Genomic DNA, 21831 nt, shown 5'->3' on the forward strand with positions numbered 1-21831 from the left:
AATGATTCGGATAGCTTTTAGTAGTGATAATCATTTTGATGTTAATCGGGTGGACGTTGCAACGATGTTAGCTGCACAGGCGGATTATTTATTACGTCAACAGGTGCAATGGTATTTGATTGCTGGTGACTTGTTTAATGATTTTCAGCGAAGTCAACAGTTTGTGGTTGATTTACAGGCCAAATTAGGCACGCAGACACACGTTTTATGGGTCGCGGGAAATCATGACATGGTTCACGGCATCTCGTTTGACGGGCTTGAAACCGGTCATTTTGAAGGCTATTTGCATAACCAATATGTGGATCTGCCGAATAGCGATTGGCGAATTATAGGCAATAATGGCTGGTATGATTATCAATTTGCTGCCGCAGTGCCAGATAAGACGCTGGCTGATTTTAAAACTTGGAAACAGGCGTATTGGATTGATCGGACGATTCAGCAACCGATGAGTGATCCGGAACGTAGCGATTTAGTCCTCAAACAAGTTCAAGCACAGTTGAAATTAGCACAGGTAGCGAAAAAACGGGTCATTCTGATGACACATTTTGTCCCCCGAGCTGATTACTTGCCGAACTTGCCGACTAATCGTTTTTGGAAAATGGCCCAGGCTTTAATGGGGACACCACGATTAGGGCAGTTAGTTGAGCAATACCAAGTCGAACGCGTCTTATTTGGTCACTTACACCTGCACCCGGCGCCTAAAGTCGTGGGGGCGACCACGTATTATGATCAAGCTGTGGGTTATGGACTAAAACGAATTAATGAATGGCAAGCGACTGACTTTATTTCAGAGTGGTATCGGGACACTTTTTTGCTTAATTTACCGGAAAAATAAAAAAAGTTTGCAAAATGACTTGATTTTTTATTCAAAGTTTTGTATTCTAATATAGTTGATTGATTCATGGAGGGGTAGCGAAGTCTGGCTAAACGCGGCGGACTGTAAATCCGCTCCTTCGGGTTCGGTGGTTCAAATCCACTTCCCTCCATTTAATTATTGGGCTATAGCCAAGTGGTAAGGCAACAGGTTTTGATCCTGTCATGCGCTGGTTCGAACCCAGCTAGCCCAATCGCAGTAACCGGATAGTCGTTAATGAGAGCTGAAAAGCTTGATTTAGCGGCTTTTTTATTTTAGATGCACCAAAAGTGTGTCACGAAGTTGGATAGGCGTGTAACACGCTAATTTAGTAACTACTGCATTTAGTTGTGCCGTAGTAATGTGTAAAGAGATGGCTGGTGTGAGGCTTTAAATCAGCATGACCAAGGGGCCTCAATGCGTCACTAATGGCTGTACCGGCTACAAATACCAGTGGATAAAAAGTATGCCTAAATTCATGGATTTTTATGCGTCTTAGGTTGTAAGCGCTAAATGACGCCTAATCACAAAGCGACCAATGCATAAACCGTTAAGCCTGACATCAGCTTTTAAAAAACTGTTACACTATAAGAAGCAATCTGCTAAAAAGGGTTTTAAGCCTTAAGGGTGTCAGCTTTACAAACCAGTGGGAGCTTTGTAAGATAAAATGAACGGTTATGATAAGGAGCGAATAAAATGAAAATTGGATTTATTGGAGCCGGTAATATGGGCCGGGCAATTATTGAGGGCTGGCTTAAAATGCAGGCGGTAGCACCAACCGATATCTATCTGCATAGTGCGCATGCCGACAGTTACGGTCCCTATGCTAAGGCGAAAGGCTTACGGGCGTTGGATTCTAATCTAGCGGTCGCTGAGGCGGCTGATGTGATTGTGTTGGCAGTTAAGCCTAATATTGCGTTAGACGTGCTCAAAAGCGTACAACCGGCTATTACGGCGGATAAATGGGTCATTACGATGAGTTCTGGGCTAGATTTAGCAGATTATCGAGCAGCGGTTGGCAACTTGCCAATCTTACGTATCATGCCAAATGTGAATGTGGCGATTGGCGCTGGTATGACTGCTTTAGTCGGTAACGATACGTTGACTGCGGCGCAATATGCCAGTGGACAACAATTATTTGATGCAATTGGTCAAACCAGTGCCGTGGCTGAAAAAGATTTTAGTACTTTTGCAGCGTTAGCAGGGAGTTCGCCAGCGTATGTCTACTTCTTCATTGATGCGATGGCCCGGGCAGGGGTTAAGCATGGCTTGGACAAGGCCACGGCGACTAAAATTGCTGCGCAAGCGACCTTGGGTAGTGCCCAGATGGTCTTAGACTCCGATAAAGTGCCATTTGAATTGGTAGATCAAGTCTCATCACCAGGTGGTACGACGGTTGCTGGGTTATTAGCTATGGAAGAAGCCGGGTTTATGACAGCGGTCGTTAAAGGCATTGATGCGACGATTGCCAAGGAACTTGGGATTAACTAAGGTTATTGAGATTGGATTGATCAACCCACTTTTATGGTTGCATGTTTGGTCTATACCGATTATAATATAACCAGTAAATCCTAGGAGGAATAGTTCATGAGCAAAGTGTTAAAACATGCGATCATCTATACCGGTTTAGAAAAGATTGATGACGGTTATATTCGTTTCGGCAAAGAAATCGAAGCGGTTGGTTCGATGGACGATTATGTTGCACAACCAGATGATGACATTGAATTTGTTAGCGGGAAGACAATTATCCCTGGCTTTATTGATGTTCACAGTCATGGTGGCTATAGTTTTGATGCCATGGATGGTGACCCAGCTGAAATTAATGAAATGGTCAACGATATGGTGGCACGCGAAGGGATTACGTCATATTTCTGTACGACGATGACCCAGTCAAATGAAAACTTAGATCATTCGATGGCCGGGATTAATGCCGCTGCTAAAGAAAACCCAGTTATTCAAGGGGTTCATTTGGAAGGACCATTTATTTCAGCTAGCTTTAAAGGTGCACAACCGGAAGAATACATTAAGAATCCTAATGTGGCTTTATTAGATAACTGGAATAAATTATCGGGCGGGCGCGTTAAGCTAATTACTTATGCGCCGGAAGATCCTGGGTCGCGTGAATTTGAAAAGTATTGCTTGGAAAATGGCATTGTGCCTTCAGTTGGTCACAGTAATGCAACTCGTGCCCAATTGCTTGCAAGTAAAGCGACCCATGTCACTCATTTATACAATGCACAACGTGAATTTAAGCACCGCGAACCTGGTGTAACCGGGCATGCCATGCTTGAAAATAACATGTATTGTGAATTGATTTGTGACGGGTTCCATATTGTTCCTGACATGATTAAACTTGCTTATGAACAAAAAGGCGTCGATCGGATTGAATTGGTTACTGATTCGATGCGTGCGAAGGGCGAACCCGATGGTATCAGTGAATTAGGCGGCCAAAAGGTTATCGTTAAAGATGGTCAAGCGCGTTTGGAAGCTGGTAACTTAGCTGGTTCTGTGTTAACTTATATCAACGCCTTTAAGAATGTCCAAAAGTTCACTGGTTGTGGGATTGCGGAAGCCGTTAAGATGTCATCCGTTAACCAAGCTGAGGAATTTAAGCTCACGAAAAAAGGGACGTTGGAAGCTGGCAAAGATGCGGATCTTAACATCTTAGATGCTAATCAAGATTTGGTCGCTACTTATAGTTACGGTCAAAAAGCTGTTAAATAAATTAATTAGAAGTAAGGGATGAGGACCGTGAGTTCGCCAATTTATATTCAAATTCACAACCAAATTAAACAAGCCATTGAGGCCGGTCGGTGGGCGGTCGGTGACCGAATTCCATCTGAACGGGAGTTGGCCAATAAGTTTGATGTGAGTCGCATGACCTTGCGTCAAGCCATTCAGACTTTGGTTGATGAGGGAATACTGGAGCGGCGAGTCGGCGCTGGCACCTTTGTTGCTAACCAAAAAGTGCAGGAAAAAATGTCAGGAGTGACTAGCTTTACCGATTTAATGCTAGCTCAGGGCAAGGTCCCGTCCAGTAAAACGATTTCATATCATGTGACGAGTCCGTCCTTATCCGAAAGTGAAAAGTTAGCTTTAGAACCTAACGAACAGGTTTTACGGATGGAACGGATTCGGTACGGTGATGACTTACCGATTTGTTTTGAAGTCGCAACGGTGCCCGAACGTTTAGTCAAACAATTTACTAAGGATGAGGTCACGAGTTCGTTGTATCGAACGTTGGAAGCCAAAGCGGGGTTTGTCCCTGGTAAGGCGCAACAGACAGTTTCAGCGATGTCGGCTTCAGAACGGATTGCGGAGTTTTTATCTGTTCGGCGCGGGGATGCGTTGTTGCGCTTACGGCAAATTTCGTATTTACAAACGGGTGAACCGTTTGAATATGTGCGGACTCAATACGTGGGCAATCGGTTTGAATTTTATCTAGAAAAATAGACTAGTCTAAAAGCAGGATCTGAGATAAAAGCGCTCAGGTCCTGTTTTAGCGTTGATTAGTGCTGACGGGCAATTTTTTTAACGAGGCGTAAATAGCGTGGTAACACGAGCATCCGTTTGAAACGACTGGGCTCTTTGAGTAACCGATAAAGCCATTCAATATGATGCTGTTGCCAGAATTTTGGTGCTCGCTTAACGGCGCCAGCTAACACGTCAAAGCTCCCACCAACGCCCATCCAAAGGCCATCAACCCGGTGGCGATAGGTGGCGATGAAGACCTCTTGTTTGGGAAAGCCCGTTGCTACCAGAATCATATCAGGACGGGCCGCAACTAACTGGTCAACAACAGCCGCTTCATCGGTATAATAACCGTCGATTGCGCCTGCAATCACTAGTTGTGGGTAGCGTGCAGTAACTTTAGCGACAACCTGTTCTAAAACGGCTGGTTTAGCGCCTAACAAAAAGACGCGTTGATGATGTTTGGCACCCCAAGTTAATAAACTTAATAATGTATCGTAGCCAGTAATTCGTTCAGGCAGCGGGGTTCCTAAGATTTTGGCACCCTGAATGACCCCAATGCCATCGGGGGTGATATAGTCGGCCTGAGTCAAGATGCGCTGATAGTCCGGGTGTTCGCGAGCATACATAAGAATTTCCGGATTAGCGGTGACCACAAACCGATTGCGGTGCTGTAAGATATCTTGTTGTAATTGTGCTTGAAAAGCGACGTTTGTCGTCTTAATGAACGAAACGTTTAAAATGGTGACGGTGTCAAAAGGTGCTGACATAAGAGGCCTCACTTTCTAATCCTAATTAGAGTATAGTTAAATCATGAATTTCTGCAACTTTTTCAGGTGCTAACATTCATTAGTTTTTAAAAGAATGCTAAAATAGGCTTAACTTATTTGTAAAGTCGCTTACAACTTACGAAATGGAGAATTGGACGCATGACTCAAATATATCCGGATGATAGTTTAACCTTGCATACGGATGCTTACCAGATTAACATGATGCAAACTTATTGGGAACAAGGGATTCATAACAAGCACGCTGTTTTTGAGGTCTTTTTCCGTAAAATGCCGTTCCAAAATGGGTACGCAATTTTTGCGGGCTTGGAACGAGTGGTTAAGTATATCAATAATCTTCACTTTACGGCGACTGATATCGCTTATTTGCGTGAAGCCGAAGATTATTCTGAAGGCTTTTTAGCTTATTTACAAGACTTTAAATTTGATGCGACGATTCGCTCCGCTCGTGAAGGAGATCTCGTCTTTAATAATGAACCCGTGATGCAAGTTGAAGGGCCCCTAGCGACCTGTCAATTAATTGAAACGGCTTTGTTGAATATTATCAATTACCAAACTTTGATTGCGACCAAGGCCGCCCGTATTAAGTCGGTTGTGGGTGAGGATGGTTTATTGGAGTTTGGGACGCGGCGGGCCCAAGAATTTGATGCAGCAATTTGGGGCACCCGGGCAGCGTACATCGGCGGCTTTGATGCGACTAGTAATGTGCGTGCGGGTAAAATTTTTGGAATTCCAATTAGTGGGACGCATGCCCACGCGTTAGTTCAAACTTACCGTAATGATTATGCGGCCTTTAAAGCTTATGCCGAGACCCATCACGATTGTGTCTTCTTAGTGGATACGTATGATACGTTACGCAGCGGGGTTCCGAGTGCGATTAAAGTGGCTAAAGAAATGGGCGACCGGATTAATTTCCAAGGTGTCCGGATTGATAGTGGGGATATGGCGTACTTATCCAAGCGCGTGCGCGAACAATTGGATCAAGCTGGTTTCCCAGATGCCAAGATTTATGCCTCAAATGATTTAGATGAAAAAACGATTCAAAACTTGAAGATGCAAGGTGCCAAAATTAGTGTCTGGGGGGTTGGAACCAAGCTGATTACGGCGTTTGACCAACCAGCACTCGGGGCGGTTTATAAGATGGTCTCCATTGAAGATGACCAGCATCAGATGGTTGATACGATTAAGTTATCGAATAATGCGGAAAAGGTTTCGACGCCTGGTCGCAAACAGATTTGGCGGATTACGAAGCGGGCGGATGGTAAATCAGAAGGCGATTATGTCACCTTGTCGGATGAAGATCCACGCGATGAAGCGTCTATCTATATGTTCCATCCTAGTTACACTTATATCAACAAAACGGTGAGTGATTTTGATGCACGGCCCGTGTTAGTGCCTATTTATGACCAAGGAAAACAAGTCTATCAATTGCCTGAGTTGGCGGCGATTAAGCAATATGCTTATGATAGCTTGGATTCGTTATGGGATGAATACAAGCGTGACTTAAATCCGCAAGATTATCCAGTGGATTTATCACAAAAACTTTACGATCATAAAATGAACATCATTCATTCAGTCCGTGACTGGGTGAGTCAAAAAGACTATTAGGAGGAATTTAGCCGATGCGGTCATTACAAACTGAAATTATTAAGGCACTCCACGTTGCCCCCCAGATCGATCCCGAAACCGAAATTCGTCGGAGTATTGATTTTTTGAAAGCGTATCTCAAAAAGAATTCATTCTTGACAAGTTACGTTTTAGGAATTTCGGGTGGCCAAGACTCCACGCTAGCCGGCAAATTGACCCAAATGGCCATTGACGAGATGCGTACGGAAACGGGTAATCCTGATTATCAATTTATTGCGGTTCGGTTACCTTATGGCGATCAGGCGGATGAATCGGATGCGATGGCGGCGATTGATTTTATGCAGGCCGACGTGGTTGACCGTGTTGATATTCAACCGGCAACGGATGCGATGGTTGAGGCTTTAGAGGCCAATTCACTAACAATTCATGATTTTAACAAAGGGAACATTAAAGCTCGGCAACGAATGATTGTGCAATATGGGATTGCCGGTGAAACTCACGGCGTTGTTGTGGGTACGGATCATGCCGCTGAAGCAGTCACAGGCTTTTACACGAAATATGGTGATGGTGGCGCTGACGTGGTGCCTTTATATCGCTTAAATAAACGGCAAGGGCGCGCGATGTTGGCTTATTTACAAGCGCCTAAACACCTTTACGAAAAGGTCCCAACGGCTGACTTGGAAGATGATCGCCCCGCTTTACCAGACGAAGTCGCGTTAGGGGTGCATTATGATGAGATTGATGATTATTTAGAAGGCCGAGCGATTGCGCCTGCTGCCGCTGAAAAGATTGAGGCGTGGTATTTAAAGACTGCGCACAAGCGGCACGCCGCAATTAATGTCTTTGACGATTTTTGGAAATAAAGATGACTTATGGTTATTAGTAGACAATGGTCCAGTTATTCGCTATACTGATGCTACAATCATAAGGGAGTAACTAGCAGATTATCTGCGGCAACGTCGTCAACAAGAAGCCAATCCGGTGTTGTCTTAAATAGTGAGACTTATGTATGTCACATTTTGCGTGCATACATGAGTCTCATTTTCTATACCAAGAAGATGAGGCTCAGATGCGAGGAGGAGATTTTATGTCAAAAGCAACACCGATTTATCAGCAGTCGTTAGCAACGATTTATCAGCATTTGCAAACCAACGACCAAGGTCTGAGCCAAGTCGAGGTGGACGCCCGCCTGGAAAAATACGGCCATAATGCGTTGAATCAACAAAAAACAACGTCATTATTGCAAAAATTCATTGCCCAGTTTAAAGATTTTATGATTATTGTCTTACTGGTGGCCGCATTAATTGCAGCCTTTACGGGTGAAGGCGTGGACGCTATCATCATTTTATTAGTGGTCGTATTGAATGCCGTCTTTGGCGTGTTCCAAGAATCCAAAGCTGAAGAAGCGATTAATGCGTTAAAAGAGATGGCGGCCCCGGATGCAACTGTCTTGCGCGATCAAGCCTTAACAACGGTCAAAAGCGATGAACTAGTTCCCGGTGATATTGTGTCATTAGAAGCTGGTGACATTGTACCAGCAGATTTACGGTTATTGACCAGTGCCTCGCTAAAAGTTGAAGAAGCCGCTTTGACTGGAGAATCAGTCCCGGTTGAGAAGCAAGCAGTGACGTTGACCGCGGCGGACTTAGCTATTGGCGACCGGGTCAATATGGCCTATATGAACAGTAACGTGACGTATGGTCGCAGCACCGGGATCGTAGTTGCGACTGGGATGCAGACCGAGGTTGGTCGGATTGCCGGGATGATTGAAGCGGCTGACGAGACGACCACACCATTGCAAGACAATTTAACGCAATTAGGAAAATCATTAACCATTTTGATTTTAATTATTGCCGCTGTTGTGTTTGGTGTCGGCATGTTGCGGGGCAGCGAAAGTCTGATCAATATGCTGCTAACGGCCATCTCGCTAGCCGTTGCAGCGATTCCCGAAGGCTTACCAGCCATTGTGACCATTACCTTAGCGCTGGGCACCCAACGGATGGCGAAACGCCATGCGTTAGTTCGTAAACTTCCCGCCGTTGAGACGCTTGGCAGTACCGATATTATTGCGTCAGATAAGACTGGGACGTTAACTCAGAATAAAATGACGGTTGAAAAGTTAGTTGTTAACCAAGCATTAGTTGACGCCCGGACGACTCATTTAGCGCCAGCCAGTCATTTGGCACAAGTGATGATTTTAAGTAATGATACAAAAATTATGGCTGATGGGTTAGCCGGTGATCCGACCGAAACGGCATTAGTACAGTATCAGTTAGATCAGGATTATCCGGTTGATCAACTCTTAAAAGACCGGCCACGGGTGAATGAAGTGCCCTTTGATTCTGAACGTAAATTGATGTCAACGGTGCACCCATTACCGAATGGTCAATTCTTAGTGGCCGTTAAAGGGGCGCCAGATGAATTATTAAAACGGGTTACGGCGATTGAAAACAATGAACAAGTCAGTCCCTTGACGGCAACTATGCGTGATCAAATTTTAGCGACTAACCATCAGTTAGCGACACAAGCATTGCGTGTCTTAGCATTTGCCTATAAGATTATTGACGAAATTCCGGCAACGGTTGATTCTATGACTTTAGAAAATGAGTTGATTTTTGCTGGTATGGTCGGCATGATTGATCCAGAACGGCCAGAAGTTGAACAAGCGGTGGCTGAAGCCAAGTCAGCCGGGATTCGCCCATTAATGATTACGGGTGATCATCGTGATACCGCCGAAGCAATTGCAGTCCGTTTGGGGATTATAGAAGCGGGTGATGATGCTGCCGTGATTACCGGGGCAGAATTAGATGCATTGAGTGACGCTGAATTCAGTAAAAAAGTCGCCGATTACGCGGTGTATGCACGGGTGGCGCCGGAACATAAGGTCCGCATTGTTAATGCGTGGCAAAAACGTGGTAAAGTCGTTGCCATGACTGGTGATGGGGTCAATGATGCGCCCGCCTTGAAAGCTGCCGACATCGGTATTGGAATGGGAATTACTGGTACAGAAGTCTCTAAAGGGGCCAGTGATATGGTCTTGGCGGATGACAACTTTGCAACGATTGTGGTGGCTGTTGAAGAGGGACGAAAAGTCTTTGCCAATATTCAAAAAGCGATTCAATACTTGTTATCAGCAAACTTAGGTGAAGTCTTGACCTTGTTTATGATGACGATGCTTGGCTGGCAAATCTTAGCGCCGGTGCATATTTTGTGGATTAACTTGGTGACTGATACCTTGCCAGCAATTGCGTTGGGTGTTGAACCGACTGAAAAGAACATTATGCAGCACAAACCACGGGGACGTAATTCGAACTTCTTCTCCGGGGGCGTGTTCTCCAGTATTATCTATCAAGGATTACTGGAAGGTGGGATTACCCTATTCGTTTATTGGCTGGCGATTACGTATCCCGTGCATGCCAGTGCGAGCTTGGCACATGCCGATGCGTTAACCATGGCTTTTGCCACCTTAGGGTTGATTCAGTTATTCCATGCATTTAACTCTAAGTCGATTCACGAGTCACTTTTCACAGTCGGTCTGTTCCGGAATAAGTTCTTTAACTGGGCGATTCTGATTGCGTTTGCTTTACTTGCCATGACCATTATGGTGCCAGGCTTAAATGGCTTGTTCCATGTCAGTCATTTAGATGGCTACCAATGGGGAATTGTCGCCGCCGCATCAATTTCAATGGTTATTGTTGTTGAAATTGTTAAGTTCGGTCAACGTTGGTGGTTACGCAAGCATAATGGTTAAGGAACTGTTAGAATAAAAGGTAACTTAAACTAAGAAAAGAGTCATAACTCATGAAAAAAGCAACGATGGCGACCTACATGCCAGTTTTATCGAAAGTTATTGAAAATACCGAAAAAATGGGTGAACAAATGAATCCCGGTTTTGAAAAAATCCGTCAGGCAGTGGATACGGATGCGATTGCTAAAATGGTTCCCGCTGAATTTAATGATATTCAGATGGAATTCACGGATGGCACTGAACAATACCAAAAAAATCTACAACAATTAAAGCAAGCGGCTGTTCCTGCACGCTTGATTGGGAAGCATCGTAACCTGTTGGCTGCATATGACGCTTATACGACAGCGTGTGCCGCGATGACTGCGAGCTTGAAAATTGCCGATCAAACTGTCGATGTGGCTGCGTTTAACCAAGCTGAAAAGGATCAAGAAGCTGCGATGACGCATGTTTCTAACGATGTTCAACGGATTATGACGATGGTGATGTAACACGCATCAAATGAAGAGGATCTGGCCAGCATGGCCGGGTTCCTCTTTTTATTTAACGAAAATCACGGGTTAAGCGCGTATAATATAACAGAATAGTCAGTTAAAGATTGGGTGAAAATATGGATAATGAAATTTTAAAGTTGGTCGAAAAAACGCTAACTGATTTTAAGCCGCAACAAATTAAAGCGGTGCTGAGTTTAATGACTGAAGGCAATACCGTGCCATTTATTGCCCGCTATCGTAAAGAACGTACTGGTGATTTGGATGAAGTCGAAATTCGGGCAATTAAGGAAAATTATGATCGGTTGGCTAGTTTAGAAAGTCGTAAGGCGGATGTGATCAAGCTGATTTCTGAACAACAACAGTTAACACCGGCGCTGAAAGCCGCAATTACGACAGCTGATAAACTACAAACGGTTGAAGATTTATATTTACCCTATAAGCAGAAACGGCGGACTAAAGCGACAATTGCCAAAGAAGCGGGTCTAGAACCACTAGCCGCTTGGTTGTTGAAGTTTCCCCAAGGCGACATTGACCAACAAGCACAACAGTATGTGACGGCGGCCGTCCCCGATGCGACAGCCGCTTTAGCTGGGGCTCACGAAATTTTAGCTGAAGCTTTCGGCGATAATGCTAACTTACGCAATTGGATTCGCAATGAGACCCGCAATCATGGTGACTTGGTGGTCCAGGTGAAGCCCAAAGGGAAAGCCTTAGATGAACAGGGCGTTTATCAACAATATTATGACTTTACGAGTCCTGTGAAACAACTCGTCTCGTATCGGGTCTTAGCGATTAATCGGGGCGAGCATGAAAAAGTGTTACGGGTCAATTTACAAGTCGCACCGACTGCCATTGAGCGGTATTGCCATTTTCGTTTTATCGGCCAACATCAAGGTCCAGCTGTGGCCTTAATTGAAGCGGCGTATCAAGATGCCTATAAACGGTTTATTGCGCCCGCCATTGAGCGTGAATTGCGACATGAATTGACGGCGACGGCTGATCAGCAAGCTATCGATGTGTTTGGTGATAATCTCTACCATTTACTCATGCAAGCGCCGTTAAAGGGCCGGGTCGTATTAGGTTTTGATCCCGCTTATCGGACAGGCTGTAAGCTAGCTGTGATGGATGCGAATGGTAAATTTTTGGATAAGCTCGTCATTTATCCGCATAAACCAGCGCCAATGGCGAAACGCACTGCGGCCGCCGCTGAATTTACGGCCTTCATTGAAAAGTATCAGGTTGAAATGATTGCGATTGGTAACGGGACAGCTTCACGCGAATCGGAAGAATTTGTGGCAACGATTTTGAAAACCTTGCAGCGGCCAGTGTATTACGTGATTGTTAATGAAGCGGGGGCCTCAGTCTATTCAGCTAGTGATAATGCGCGGGCCGAATTTCCAGACTTACACGTTGAGCAACGCAGTGCCATTAGTATTGGTCGCCGGTTACAAGACCCCTTGGCAGAACTCATTAAGATTGATCCGAAATCCGTGGGGGTTGGTCAGTATCAACATGATGTGCCGCAAAAAGCGCTGTCGGCCCAGTTAGATGTTGTGATTGAAACGGCGGTTAACCAGGTTGGCGTTAATTTGAATACAGCCAGTGCCGAATTATTGACCCATATTTCCGGATTATCCAAGACAATTGCACAAAACATTGTCGCTTATCGGGATGAAAACGGGGAGTTCAGGAGTCGACCACAATTGAAAAAAGTGCCGCGCTTAGGACCAAAAGCTTATGAACAGGCGGTGGGGTTCTTACGCATTATTGCAGGTAAGACCATTTTTGATAATACCGATATTCATCCAGAAAGTTATCCAGCGGCGAAGGCCCTGCTACAGGCGGCTGGCTTAGCGACTCAAGATGTCGGGACGGCGAAGGCTCAACAATTAACGCAGGTCGATTTGACGCAAGTTGCGACGACTACTGCGGTCGGGACGTTAACCTTGCAAGATATTAGTCGTAGCTTGCAAAAACCAGGCCGTGATGTGCGTGAGACCATGCCAGCGCCCTTATTGCGGCAAGATGTCTTAAAAATGAGTGATTTAAAACCTGGGATGCAATTACAGGGGACCGTCCGTAATGTGGTTGATTTCGGGGCGTTTGTTGATATTGGTGTTAAGCAAGATGGCTTGGTGCATATTTCTAAGTTGACGACTAAGTTTTTGAAAGACCCCCGGCGAGTTGTTGCTGTGGGCGATATTGTGACGGTCTGGGTCGACGAAGTGGATGAACAACGTCAACGGATTGCGTTGACAATGATTGCGCCTACTGAGGTTGAGCATGACTGACTCGCAACTCCAACAGTTAGTTGAACAGATTTCAGTCCATGAGTTTCACCGGGCTTTTCGCCATCGCGCTTTTTTTAATGCACGGTTACGATCCACCGGTGGTCGTTATCAATTGGCCAGTCATAACATTGATATTAATCCAAAAATGTTAACGGATTTTGATGAAGCAACATTGATTGGTGTGATTAAACATGAGCTGTGTCATTATCATTTGCATCTGACACAGCAAGGCTATCAACATCGCGACCAAAGTTTTAAACAACTATTAGCCCAAGTGCATGGATCACGGTATGCCCCTAAGCCCAAGCAAACGACGACCTTGGCGTATCGATATACGTATCGGTGCCAACGTTGTGGACAAGTCTATCACCGGAAACGGCGACTGAATCTGAACCGCTATGCTTGTGGTCGTTGTCAGGGACCGATTAAGTTAGTGTGAAAAGCGTTGCTTATCAGTGAGTGGTTCGATAGAATGGGCTTAACTATTAGGAATTTTGGAGGCGTTAGCGATGGAAACAATCAAAATTGGGATTGTCGGTCTAGGAACGGTTGGGACTGGCGTGGTCAAAATGTTACAAGCGCATCAAGCGAAGATTTCAGAAATTACTGGTCGTAAGCTCGAATTAGCTTGTGTTGTCGTGCATAACTTGAATAATCATCAACAGGCTGAACTTGGTGCCGTCCGCTTGACCGATCAGATTGAGACCTTGATTGATGATCCCGAGATTCAAATTATGGTTGAGGTCATGGGATCAATCCACCCAGCCAAAGAATATATCACCCGGGCACTACAAGCAGGCAAACATGTGGTTACTGCTAATAAGGATTTGATTGCGCAGTACGGACGTGAATTGGTCCAAATTGCACGTGAAAATCATCGTGACCTTTTCTATGAAGCGAGTGTTGCCGGTGGAATTCCGATTTTACGGACGATTGATAATAGCTTTGCAGCGGATAAGATTCAGCGCGTGATGGGGATTGTTAATGGGACGACCAATTACATCATGACGCAAATGTTAACTAAAAACTGGTCATATCAACAAGCCTTAGCGAGTGCACAGACGTTGGGATTTGCTGAAAAAGATCCAACGAATGACGTTGAAGGCTTGGATGCGGCATATAAAATGATTATTTTGACACAATTTGCTTTTGGAATGAGTTTATCGTTGTCCCAAGTTAAAGTGCAGGGCATTACTAAAATCAGTCCGGAGGATATTGCTGAAGCACATCAACTAGGCTATACCATCAAGTTATTAGGGATTGCTGAAGAGTTGGATGATCGGATTGCGGTATCGGTCGGACCCGTACTGGTCTCAGATCAACATCCATTAGCGACGGTGCAAAATGAAAATAATGCCGTTATGGTGACTGGGATGGCCGTGGGAGATACGATGTTTTATGGTCCTGGTGCCGGCGAATTACCGACGGCTAACAGTGTTTTGAGCGATATTACGACGGTTACTAAAAATATTGCCTTGAATACGACTGGGAATACGTTTAATTCTTATCGGCAAGAGACGAATTTAGCGGCCCCAGTTGACGTTGTTTACCCACACTTTATTGCGCTAAAAATGCGTGATTTACCTGGGATGATGATGCGGTTGACTGAAATTATGACCCGCGCCCAAGTTTCCTTTAGTCAGATCATTCAAAATCAATTAGGGGATGGCAATGCGCGGGTGGTGATTATTACGCATGCTATGAATGATCAACAATTAGCAGCTATTACCACGGCAATCGGCGAACAAGCCAACATGCAATTGTTAGCCCGTTACAAAGTTTTGAAAAATGAGTAGGTGAAATGATGTTAACAATTTCAGTACCAGCGACTTCCGCCAATCTTGGTCCAGGATTTGATTCGATTGGCTTGGCTTTGGATTTACAGTTAACGTTAACCGTTGTGGGGCCGAGTACAACGTGGCAGGTTAGTCATCCATTTGGAGCTGCTGTCCCAACGGATGCGACGAATTTAATCGTTAAAACGGCGCTAACTTTAGCACCAGATTTACCGCCACAACACCTGGAAGTTCAATCGGCGATACCTTTAGCCCGCGGGTTGGGAAGTAGCTCGACAGCGATTGTGGCTGGCTTGGCTTTAGCTAACGCCTTAATGCCTGAGCCAGTCGCTACAACTGATCTATTACAGCTGGCGACGCAGTTAGAAGGGCATCCGGATAATGTAGCGCCGGCAATTCTTGGTGGCTTGGTGGTGGCAACTGCAGTGCAGCAGCGAGTTCAAGCGGTACAATTGCCAACACCAACTTGGTTTGCCAGTGTGTATGTGCCTAATGAACCCTTGTTGACAGTGGCAAGTCGGGCTGCGCTACCCTCGGACTTAGCATATACACAAGCAATTACGGGGAGTAGCGTTGCGAATACTTTGGTTGCCGCTTTAGCCACGAAAAATTGGTCATTAGCATTACAATTATTAGAAGCAGATAAATTCCATGAACAGTACCGAGCACAGTTAGTGCCAGCATTAGCCATTGTCCGGCAAACGGCCCATGCGTTAGGGCTGGTTGGCACATACCTGAGTGGGGCTGGTCCAACGATTGTGACCCTGGGCCAGCGCGCCGACTTGGTAAGGTTGCAACAACAGTTACAACAAAACGTGGCGTTAACTGGACAGTATTACTTGTTACCTATTGATGCAACCGGGGTTAAAATCAATAAATCTTAAATTTAGCTTGTCAGACTCACGACATTTTGGTAAAATGGTTTTTGTGAGTGTGATGCGGCCATGGCGGAATTGGCAGACGCGCAAGATTAAGGATCTTGTCGGGGTTAACCCGGTGGAAGTTCGAATCTTCTTGGCCGCACTTTATATACAGAATAGCCGGTATTGATACGAGAAATCGTTGATATGCCGGCTTTTTTATTAGTCATGATAGTGAATAAAACGGAACAAAAGCGATACCAGAAACGATACCAGATTTTGATTATTGAGCCAGTATTTTACTCATATCGTAGACCTGTGCAGACAGTTCTATGATACTTTCTCGTTCAGACATAGTAAAATAGTGATAGTTCATGGCGAGTACCCTTTGCTTTTCTTGGTTGTTAAGTAATTGTACCCGCTATGGGCTTTTTTTGTTCGATTATGTGTTGCGCTTCAATTGTAAATTCGCCCTTCTAAAAAAACGATTCATTACCTAGAATCAAATTTCTTTGTTCGTTCGCTTATGGACGCTAATTGGTTGAAAAAATTTTCGACGTCGGCAGCGGGCATATCTGCGAGTACTTCGTCCCAGAGCGACTGTTTGATTTGCCGGATGGTTTCACAGGCAGCTAGTCCTTTGGGAGTAATGCTGACCCAGGTGGCGCGGTGATCGCTATGGTTGGGGACTCTAGCGATATAGCCGTCCCGCTCAAGATGGGTCATTTCTCGACTGACCAAGCCTTTATTAATGGCTAGTTCACTTGTGATTTGTTTGGCGGTAATACGCTCATGTTCACTAATGAAGAGGAGAAAATTGGCATTGCTAGCGTTGATTCCAGGGAGCGTTAGTTCATGATTTGTGGCTGTCTGAAAGCGACGGTGGATTGCGCCAATGAATTTTCCGAGTTTGATAATGTCCAAGGTAATGACCTCCTTTATCTCAATATAGTATAGCATATAGTTGACAAATAAACTAAATTCGGTTATTCTATATTAGTTGCTTTAGCAACTATATGGAGGAAATCAAATGACTTTAAAACAACGATTGCTTTTTACCTTATTTTTATGTACCGGGATGGCCGGTAGTATGAGTTGGCTAGGAATGGCGAAGAGTATGGGAATTAATGGCGAAATGTGGCGGCTATTTGGGCTGTCAATTGGCCCGACAATTGCCTTCGCATTTGTCTTTAACTTGTTAGTGGTCAGCAATTTAAGTAATTTGTTGATTAAATGGCGAACTAGACGGCTGACTGATTCAGCGGTGATTCGTCTGAAAGCAGCGACAATTCGTAGTTGGACAATGCTTTTAAGCATGTGCTTTACCATGAGTACGTTGGCATTACTGATGAATGGGACCTTGTTCCACATGACCGTGGCGCAGTTTATTCTGGGATTCTTTGGCACGCTGACCATGGCCTACTTTATCCGTGATCTCTTTATTATGCCGCTAGCAACGCGGCTGGTATTTCAGATTATGCCGGCTTGAGGGTGCCAAATTCAGTTAAGCTTAATTTACTTAAAAAGCTCAGTATTGCGAGACAGTTCCCGCAATATTGGGCTTTTTAGCTGATTTGAAAGCATTAATAAGGTAACTCATCTGACTAACTAGCGCTAATGCCGACTTGGTCGCGGGAGACTATTTTGATGCAATGGCGTAGTAGTTTAGTCTAAATTGTTACTACTATAATAGGTGTTGTTGATAGTTAACGAACAAATTGGTCAGGATACGCAATGTCAGATGATAATGTTACCCTAAAGGAGAATCACTAATGACTAGTGATTGGGTAGCAGCTGAATGCTGCTGTTGAAACAAGCAAATTGTAAAGGAGCCGTAAATTAATGATAGTCAAAAAGCAACCAGCAATTGCGTTGGGGACTTGGGCGTGGGGTGTTGGAGTTAATGGGGGTAGTCAAGTGTTCGGTGACTATCTAACCGCGACTGATTTGAAGCCGGTTGTCGATCAAGCGATGGCAGCTGGATTTAATCTCTGGGACACCGCCTATGCCTATGGCGCTGGTGCGTCCGAAACTTTGTTGGGGGAGTTACTGAAGCCTTATTCACGAAGCGATTATCTTTTGTCAACTAAATTCACGCCACAACTGGCCGGAACTGGTGACCATGAGATGGCGAAGATGTTAGCGGGCAGTCTCAAACGGTTACATACGGATCATATTGATTTGTATTGGATTCATAATCCTGCCGACGTTGAGAAGTGGACACCAGAATTAATACCATTAGTCAAAAGTGGTCAAATTAGGCAGGTTGGTGTTTCCAATCATAACTTAGCCCAAATTAAGCGAGCCAGTGAAATTCTTGGTGCGGCTGGTATTCCAATCTCGGCGGTTCAAAACCATTTTAGTTTGTTATACCGATCATCGGAAACTGCTGGGATTATTGATTATTGTCGTAAACATCAGATGACGTTCTACGCTTATATGGTCTTAGAACAAGGCGTGCTGACTGGACAATATAATGTTGAGCATCCGCTGCCAGCTGGTAGTTTACGGGCAAAGACTTATAATGCGGTCTTACCACAATTGACGCAGTTGGTAATGGCTTTAAATGAGATTGGCGAAAAGCAAGGCGCGACGGCAGCTGATGTGGCGACGGCCTATGCCATTGCCAAAGGTACAATGCCGATTATTGGTGTCACTAAAGCCAAGTACATTGCCAGTGAAGAAAAGGCAGTCACCGTTAATTTGACGGCAACCGATATGATGCATTTAGAAAACTTGGCTCAAACAACCAATGTTGATACTAAAGGGGCTTGGGAAGCCCCAATGATTTAAGGGTCACTTAGTCAAGCGACGTAACCGAACTTGGGTTGCGTCTTTTTTGCAAGTTTAGCGGCTTCAGCAATGAGCACTTATTAAGGAAAACTAAATTAAATCCTAAAAATCACATAAAACAGCTAAAAAAGCATTAAAAATATGTCGTTTTGATACACAAAAAGTGATACAGAAGACTGTATCACTTTTTGTGTATCAAATTAAAGCCTGTGATAGCACGTTTTACTAACTAGTGTATTTTGGCACGGAAGTTGCATATATATTAGTGAGTGCAAAAAAGATTGCGCTTACAGTATCACAATAAATGAAGTTACAGGCTATTTAGATATTATTTATTCATTTTCCTATGACTGTAACAAAAAATAGGAGGTACAAAGATGGTAAGCATTATCATTGCTAGTCATGGCGAATTTGCCAAAGGCATTTATCAATCTGGTTCAATGATTTTCGGCGAACAAGAAAACGTTCAACCCGTTACGTTGATGCCTAGCGAGGGCCCTGATGATATTAAGGCTAAGTTGGAAAAAGCAATTGCTTCTTTCGATGATCAAGATCAAGTCTTATTCTTAGTCGATCTTTGGGGTGGCACACCTTTCAATCAAGTCAATGGCTTGTTTGAAGAACATAAGGACAAATGGGCGATTGTTGCTGGTTTGAACTTGCCAATGTTAATTGAAGCCTATGCATCACGGCTTTCAATGGACTCAGCTCATGAAATTGCAACTCATATCATTGAGACTGCAAAGGATGGGGTTAAGGTTCGACCAGAAGCATTGGCACCTAAGGAAACTAAGGCGGCAGCACCAGTAGCTAATGCCGGTGGTCGTCCTGGTAAGTTCGATTACGTGCTTGCTCGGATTGATTCACGATTACTACATGGTCAAGTTGCAACGGCCTGGAGTAAAACAGTTAACCCAACACGGATTATCGTTGTTTCTGATAACGTTGCCAAAGACAACTTGCGGACTCAAATGATTATCCAAGCAGCGCCAAATGGGGTTAAAGCTCACGTGGTTCCAATTGATCAAATGATTAAGTTGGCTAAAGATGACAAACACTTCGGTGGTCAAAAAGCCTTACTATTATTTGAAACACCTCAAGATGCTTTGAAAGCAATCAAGGGTGGCGTACCGTTGGATACCTTAAACATTGGTTCCATGGCACATTCAGTTGGTAAAGTTCAACCTAATAAGGTTTTAGCTTTTAACCAAGACGATATCGATACTTACCATGAATTGGAAAAGATGGGCATCAAGATGGATGTTCGTAAGGTTCCAACTGATGGCCAAGATAACTTGGATCGTATCATGGATAAAGCTGAAAAACTATTGAAAGAACAAGCAAATAGTTAGTTAACTATCGGAGAAAAATGGAGGATTAAAACATGAATTTGAACGCGATTCAAATGATTTTAGTCGTGTTAGTCGCATTTTTAGCTGGTATGGAAGGTATTCTAGATGAATTCCATTTCCATCAACCAGTTGTTGCCTGCGCATTAATCGGCTTAGTTACCGGACAATTAGTCCCATGTATTATTTTAGGTGGTAGTCTTCAAATGATCGCCTTGGGTTGGTCAAACGTTGGTGCCGCTGTTGCGCCTGATGCAGCATTAGCTTCGATCGCATCTGCAATTATTTTGGTACTTGGTGGTCAAGGCCGTGCCGGAGTTTCATCAGCGATTGCGATTGCTGTTCCTTTAGCCGTTGCCGGTTTATTACTTACTATTCTTGCACGTACTTTAGCAACTTTGATTGTACATGTTATGGACCGTGCTGCTGAAGAAGGTAGCTTTGCTAAAATTGACATGTGGCAAATGATTGCCATTGCGATGCAAGGGTTACGGATCGCTATTCCAGCTGCATTAATTCTTGCTGTTGGTGCTGGTCCTGTTAAATCAATGTTGAACGCAATGCCTGCTTGGTTGACTGATGGTTTGTCAATCGGTGGTGGGATGGTTGTTGCCGTTGGGTATGCCATGGTTATTAACATGATGGCTACTCGTGAAGTATGGCCATTCTTCGTTTTAGGTTTCATCCTAGCTGCAATTTCTGAATTGACGTTGATTGCCTTAGGTGGTATTGGTGTTGCGATGGCCCTTATCTACTTGAACCTTTCTAAAATGGGTGGTTCTGGTAATGGTGGCGGATCCGGTACTGGTGACCCTGTTGGCGACATTATCGATAAGTATTAGCGAAGGAGGAAAACTAAAATGGCTGATCAAATTAAATTAAGCAAAAGTGATCGTATTCATGTTTGGTGGCGTTCGACGTTCCTCCAAGGTTCTTGGAACTATGAACGGATGCAAAACGGTGGTTGGGCTTATTCATTAATCCCAGCTTTGAAAAAATTATATACGACTAAAGAAGACCGTGCCGCTGCTTTAAAGCGTCATATGGAATTCTTTAATACTCATCCTTACGTGGCTTCACCAATTATTGGTGTTACCATGGCACTTGAAGAAGAACGTTCTAATGGGGCTCCCATTGATGACGTTACGATTCAAGGGGTTAAAGTTGGGATGATGGGACCATTGGCCGGTGTTGGTGACCCAGTTTTCTGGTTCACGGCTAAGCCAATCATTGGTGCCTTAGCTGCTTCCTTAGCAATTGGTGGTAGCGTGATGGGTCCTATCTTGTACTTCGTTGTTTGGAATATTATTCGGATGGCCTTCATGTGGTATACACAAGAACTTGGTTACAAAGCCGGTTCTGCGATTACTGATGATTTATCTGGTGGTATTTTACAAGATATTACTAAGGGTGCTTCAATCTTAGGGATGTTCATCTTGCCAGCCTTAATTGAACGGTGGGTCACAGTTGACTTCAGTCCAGTTAAAGTTTCAACAATCAAACAAGCTAGTGGTGCTTACATCGACTGGAACAAATTGCCAGCTGGTGCCAAGGGTGTCAAAGAAGCCTTGACTCAACAAGCTTCTGGGATGTCATTGGACAAATACAAGGTTACGACCTTGCAAGATAACTTGAATCAATTGATTCCAGGTTTAGCTGCGCTTTTGATTACCTTCCTCTGCATGTGGTTATTGAAGAAGAAAGTTTCTCCAATCATTATCATCTTCGGCCTCTTCGCCTTTGGTGTTATCATGCATGTTCTTGGTGTAATGTAAAGATGAATTGAGACAATTTAAATTATTGA

General features: G+C 44.3%; 19 protein-coding genes and 3 tRNA genes. 20 read left to right on the top strand and 2 right to left on the bottom strand.

What is annotated here, in order from left to right; all coding sequences use genetic code 11:
- The first annotated feature begins 1 nt into the window (after position 1).
- The 6 genes from C5Z26_RS10000 (at position 2) to C5Z26_RS10025 (ending at position 4306) form a co-directional block, all read left to right on the top strand.
- A complete protein-coding gene (locus C5Z26_RS10000) occupies positions 2-835 on the top strand; it encodes a metallophosphoesterase (protein WP_370447972.1) in 834 nt (277 codons plus the stop codon).
- 68 nt (positions 836-903) lie between these two features.
- Positions 904-986: transfer RNA gene (locus C5Z26_RS10005), tRNA-Tyr, on the top strand.
- Between the two features lie 9 nt (positions 987-995).
- Positions 996-1067, top strand: a tRNA-Gln gene (locus C5Z26_RS10010).
- A gap of 482 nt (positions 1068-1549) precedes the next feature.
- Positions 1550-2344, top strand: coding sequence for a pyrroline-5-carboxylate reductase (proC, locus tag C5Z26_RS10015; RefSeq protein ID WP_105449811.1), 795 nt, complete (start codon positions 1550-1552; stop codon positions 2342-2344).
- 96 nt (positions 2345-2440) lie between these two features.
- Positions 2441-3577: an N-acetylglucosamine-6-phosphate deacetylase gene (gene nagA / locus C5Z26_RS10020; RefSeq protein ID WP_105449812.1), complete on the top strand. Its 1137-nt coding sequence runs from the start codon at positions 2441-2443 to the stop codon at positions 3575-3577.
- A 27-nt stretch (positions 3578-3604) separates the two neighbouring features.
- Positions 3605-4306 carry a GntR family transcriptional regulator gene (locus C5Z26_RS10025; RefSeq protein WP_105449813.1) on the top strand — a complete coding sequence of 234 codons (702 nt, stop codon included), beginning with the start codon at positions 3605-3607 and terminating at the stop codon, positions 4304-4306.
- 56 nt (positions 4307-4362) lie between these two features.
- Here the strand turns inward: C5Z26_RS10025 and C5Z26_RS10030 are convergent, their stop codons facing one another.
- On the bottom strand, positions 4363-5094 hold the full coding sequence (locus tag C5Z26_RS10030; RefSeq protein ID WP_105449814.1) for a WecB/TagA/CpsF family glycosyltransferase: 732 nt from the start codon (positions 5092-5094) through the stop codon (positions 4363-4365).
- 159 nt (positions 5095-5253) lie between these two features.
- On the opposite strand from C5Z26_RS10030, the gene C5Z26_RS10035 reads away from it, so the two are divergent.
- The 9 genes from C5Z26_RS10035 to C5Z26_RS10075 all read left to right on the top strand — a co-directional run bounded on the left by C5Z26_RS10035 (position 5254) and on the right by C5Z26_RS10075 (position 16048).
- Entirely contained in the window at positions 5254-6720 is a 1467-nt protein-coding gene (locus tag C5Z26_RS10035; protein ID WP_105449815.1) for a nicotinate phosphoribosyltransferase, read from the top strand.
- Between the two features lie 14 nt (positions 6721-6734).
- Positions 6735-7562 (top strand): NAD(+) synthase, encoded by an 828-nt coding sequence (gene nadE, locus C5Z26_RS10040; protein WP_105449816.1) that lies wholly within the window; start codon positions 6735-6737, stop codon positions 7560-7562.
- A gap of 224 nt (positions 7563-7786) precedes the next feature.
- Positions 7787-10450 carry a cation-translocating P-type ATPase gene (locus C5Z26_RS10045; protein ID WP_105449817.1) on the top strand — a complete coding sequence of 888 codons (2664 nt, stop codon included), beginning with the start codon at positions 7787-7789 and terminating at the stop codon, positions 10448-10450.
- Positions 10451-10500: 50 nt separating this feature from the next.
- On the top strand, positions 10501-10935 hold the full coding sequence (locus tag C5Z26_RS10050; protein WP_105449818.1) for a hypothetical protein: 435 nt from the start codon (positions 10501-10503) through the stop codon (positions 10933-10935).
- A 119-nt stretch (positions 10936-11054) separates the two neighbouring features.
- Positions 11055-13229: a Tex family protein gene (locus C5Z26_RS10055; RefSeq protein WP_105449819.1), complete on the top strand. Its 2175-nt coding sequence runs from the start codon at positions 11055-11057 to the stop codon at positions 13227-13229.
- Positions 13222-13668 (top strand): SprT family protein, encoded by a 447-nt coding sequence (locus C5Z26_RS10060; protein WP_105449820.1) that lies wholly within the window; start codon positions 13222-13224, stop codon positions 13666-13668. Before C5Z26_RS10055 ends, C5Z26_RS10060 begins: the two co-directional genes overlap by 8 nt.
- Positions 13669-13738: 70 nt before the next feature.
- Positions 13739-15025, top strand: coding sequence for a homoserine dehydrogenase (locus tag C5Z26_RS10065; protein WP_105449821.1), 1287 nt, complete (start codon positions 13739-13741; stop codon positions 15023-15025).
- A gap of 8 nt (positions 15026-15033) precedes the next feature.
- Complete coding sequence (gene thrB / locus C5Z26_RS10070) at positions 15034-15909, top strand: homoserine kinase (protein ID WP_105450174.1); 876 nt, start codon at positions 15034-15036, stop codon at positions 15907-15909.
- Between the two features lie 54 nt (positions 15910-15963).
- Positions 15964-16048 (top strand) — tRNA-Leu (locus tag C5Z26_RS10075).
- A 329-nt stretch (positions 16049-16377) separates the two neighbouring features.
- On the opposite strand, the gene C5Z26_RS10080 is transcribed toward C5Z26_RS10075, so the two are convergent.
- Complete coding sequence (locus C5Z26_RS10080; RefSeq protein WP_158682835.1) at positions 16378-16809, bottom strand: MarR family winged helix-turn-helix transcriptional regulator; 432 nt, start codon at positions 16807-16809, stop codon at positions 16378-16380.
- Between the two features lie 106 nt (positions 16810-16915).
- Here C5Z26_RS10080 and C5Z26_RS10085 point away from each other — a divergent pair, with 106 nt between their 5' ends.
- The 5 genes from C5Z26_RS10085 to C5Z26_RS10105 all read left to right on the top strand — a co-directional run bounded on the left by C5Z26_RS10085 (position 16916) and on the right by C5Z26_RS10105 (position 21802).
- Complete coding sequence (locus C5Z26_RS10085; protein WP_105449823.1) at positions 16916-17374, top strand: hypothetical protein; 459 nt, start codon at positions 16916-16918, stop codon at positions 17372-17374.
- 353 nt (positions 17375-17727) lie between these two features.
- Positions 17728-18678 carry an aldo/keto reductase gene (locus tag C5Z26_RS10090; protein WP_105449824.1) on the top strand — a complete coding sequence of 317 codons (951 nt, stop codon included), beginning with the start codon at positions 17728-17730 and terminating at the stop codon, positions 18676-18678.
- 377 nt (positions 18679-19055) lie between these two features.
- On the top strand, positions 19056-20030 hold the full coding sequence (locus C5Z26_RS10095; protein WP_105449825.1) for a mannose/fructose/sorbose PTS transporter subunit IIA: 975 nt from the start codon (positions 19056-19058) through the stop codon (positions 20028-20030).
- Positions 20031-20062: 32 nt separating this feature from the next.
- Entirely contained in the window at positions 20063-20869 is an 807-nt protein-coding gene (locus C5Z26_RS10100; protein WP_105449826.1) for a PTS mannose/fructose/sorbose transporter subunit IIC, read from the top strand.
- 18 nt (positions 20870-20887) lie between these two features.
- Positions 20888-21802: a PTS system mannose/fructose/sorbose family transporter subunit IID gene (locus tag C5Z26_RS10105; RefSeq protein ID WP_105449827.1), complete on the top strand. Its 915-nt coding sequence runs from the start codon at positions 20888-20890 to the stop codon at positions 21800-21802.
- Positions 21803-21831: the final 29 nt, after the last annotated feature.

The organism is Lactobacillus sp. CBA3606 (assembly GCF_002970935.1).
Classification (GTDB): Bacteria; Bacillota; Bacilli; order Lactobacillales; family Lactobacillaceae; genus Lactiplantibacillus.

Bases quoted from the DNA above. Each gene is read 5' to 3' on its own strand.
- proC (WP_105449811.1), top strand. From the start codon at position 1,550: ATGAAAATTGGATTTATTGGAGCCGGTAATATGGGCCGGGCAATTATT.
- C5Z26_RS10050 (WP_105449818.1), top strand. From the start codon at position 10,501: ATGAAAAAAGCAACGATGGCGACCTACATGCCAGTTTTATCGAAAGTT.
- C5Z26_RS10045 (WP_105449817.1), top strand. From the start codon at position 7,787: ATGTCAAAAGCAACACCGATTTATCAGCAGTCGTTAGCAACGATTTAT.
- C5Z26_RS10035 (WP_105449815.1), top strand. From the start codon at position 5,254: ATGACTCAAATATATCCGGATGATAGTTTAACCTTGCATACGGATGCT.
- C5Z26_RS10065 (WP_105449821.1), top strand. From the start codon at position 13,739: ATGGAAACAATCAAAATTGGGATTGTCGGTCTAGGAACGGTTGGGACT.
- C5Z26_RS10055 (WP_105449819.1), top strand. From the start codon at position 11,055: ATGGATAATGAAATTTTAAAGTTGGTCGAAAAAACGCTAACTGATTTT.
- nadE (WP_105449816.1), top strand. From the start codon at position 6,735: ATGCGGTCATTACAAACTGAAATTATTAAGGCACTCCACGTTGCCCCC.
- nagA (WP_105449812.1), top strand. From the start codon at position 2,441: ATGAGCAAAGTGTTAAAACATGCGATCATCTATACCGGTTTAGAAAAG.
- C5Z26_RS10060 (WP_105449820.1), top strand. From the start codon at position 13,222: ATGACTGACTCGCAACTCCAACAGTTAGTTGAACAGATTTCAGTCCAT.
- thrB (WP_105450174.1), top strand. From the start codon at position 15,034: ATGTTAACAATTTCAGTACCAGCGACTTCCGCCAATCTTGGTCCAGGA.
- C5Z26_RS10100 (WP_105449826.1), top strand. From the start codon at position 20,063: ATGAATTTGAACGCGATTCAAATGATTTTAGTCGTGTTAGTCGCATTT.
- C5Z26_RS10085 (WP_105449823.1), top strand. From the start codon at position 16,916: ATGACTTTAAAACAACGATTGCTTTTTACCTTATTTTTATGTACCGGG.
- C5Z26_RS10000 (WP_370447972.1), top strand. From the start codon at position 2: ATGATTCGGATAGCTTTTAGTAGTGATAATCATTTTGATGTTAATCGG.
- C5Z26_RS10095 (WP_105449825.1), top strand. From the start codon at position 19,056: ATGGTAAGCATTATCATTGCTAGTCATGGCGAATTTGCCAAAGGCATT.
- C5Z26_RS10090 (WP_105449824.1), top strand. From the start codon at position 17,728: ATGATAGTCAAAAAGCAACCAGCAATTGCGTTGGGGACTTGGGCGTGG.
- C5Z26_RS10105 (WP_105449827.1), top strand. From the start codon at position 20,888: ATGGCTGATCAAATTAAATTAAGCAAAAGTGATCGTATTCATGTTTGG.
- C5Z26_RS10030 (WP_105449814.1), bottom strand. From the start codon at position 5,094: ATGTCAGCACCTTTTGACACCGTCACCATTTTAAACGTTTCGTTCATT.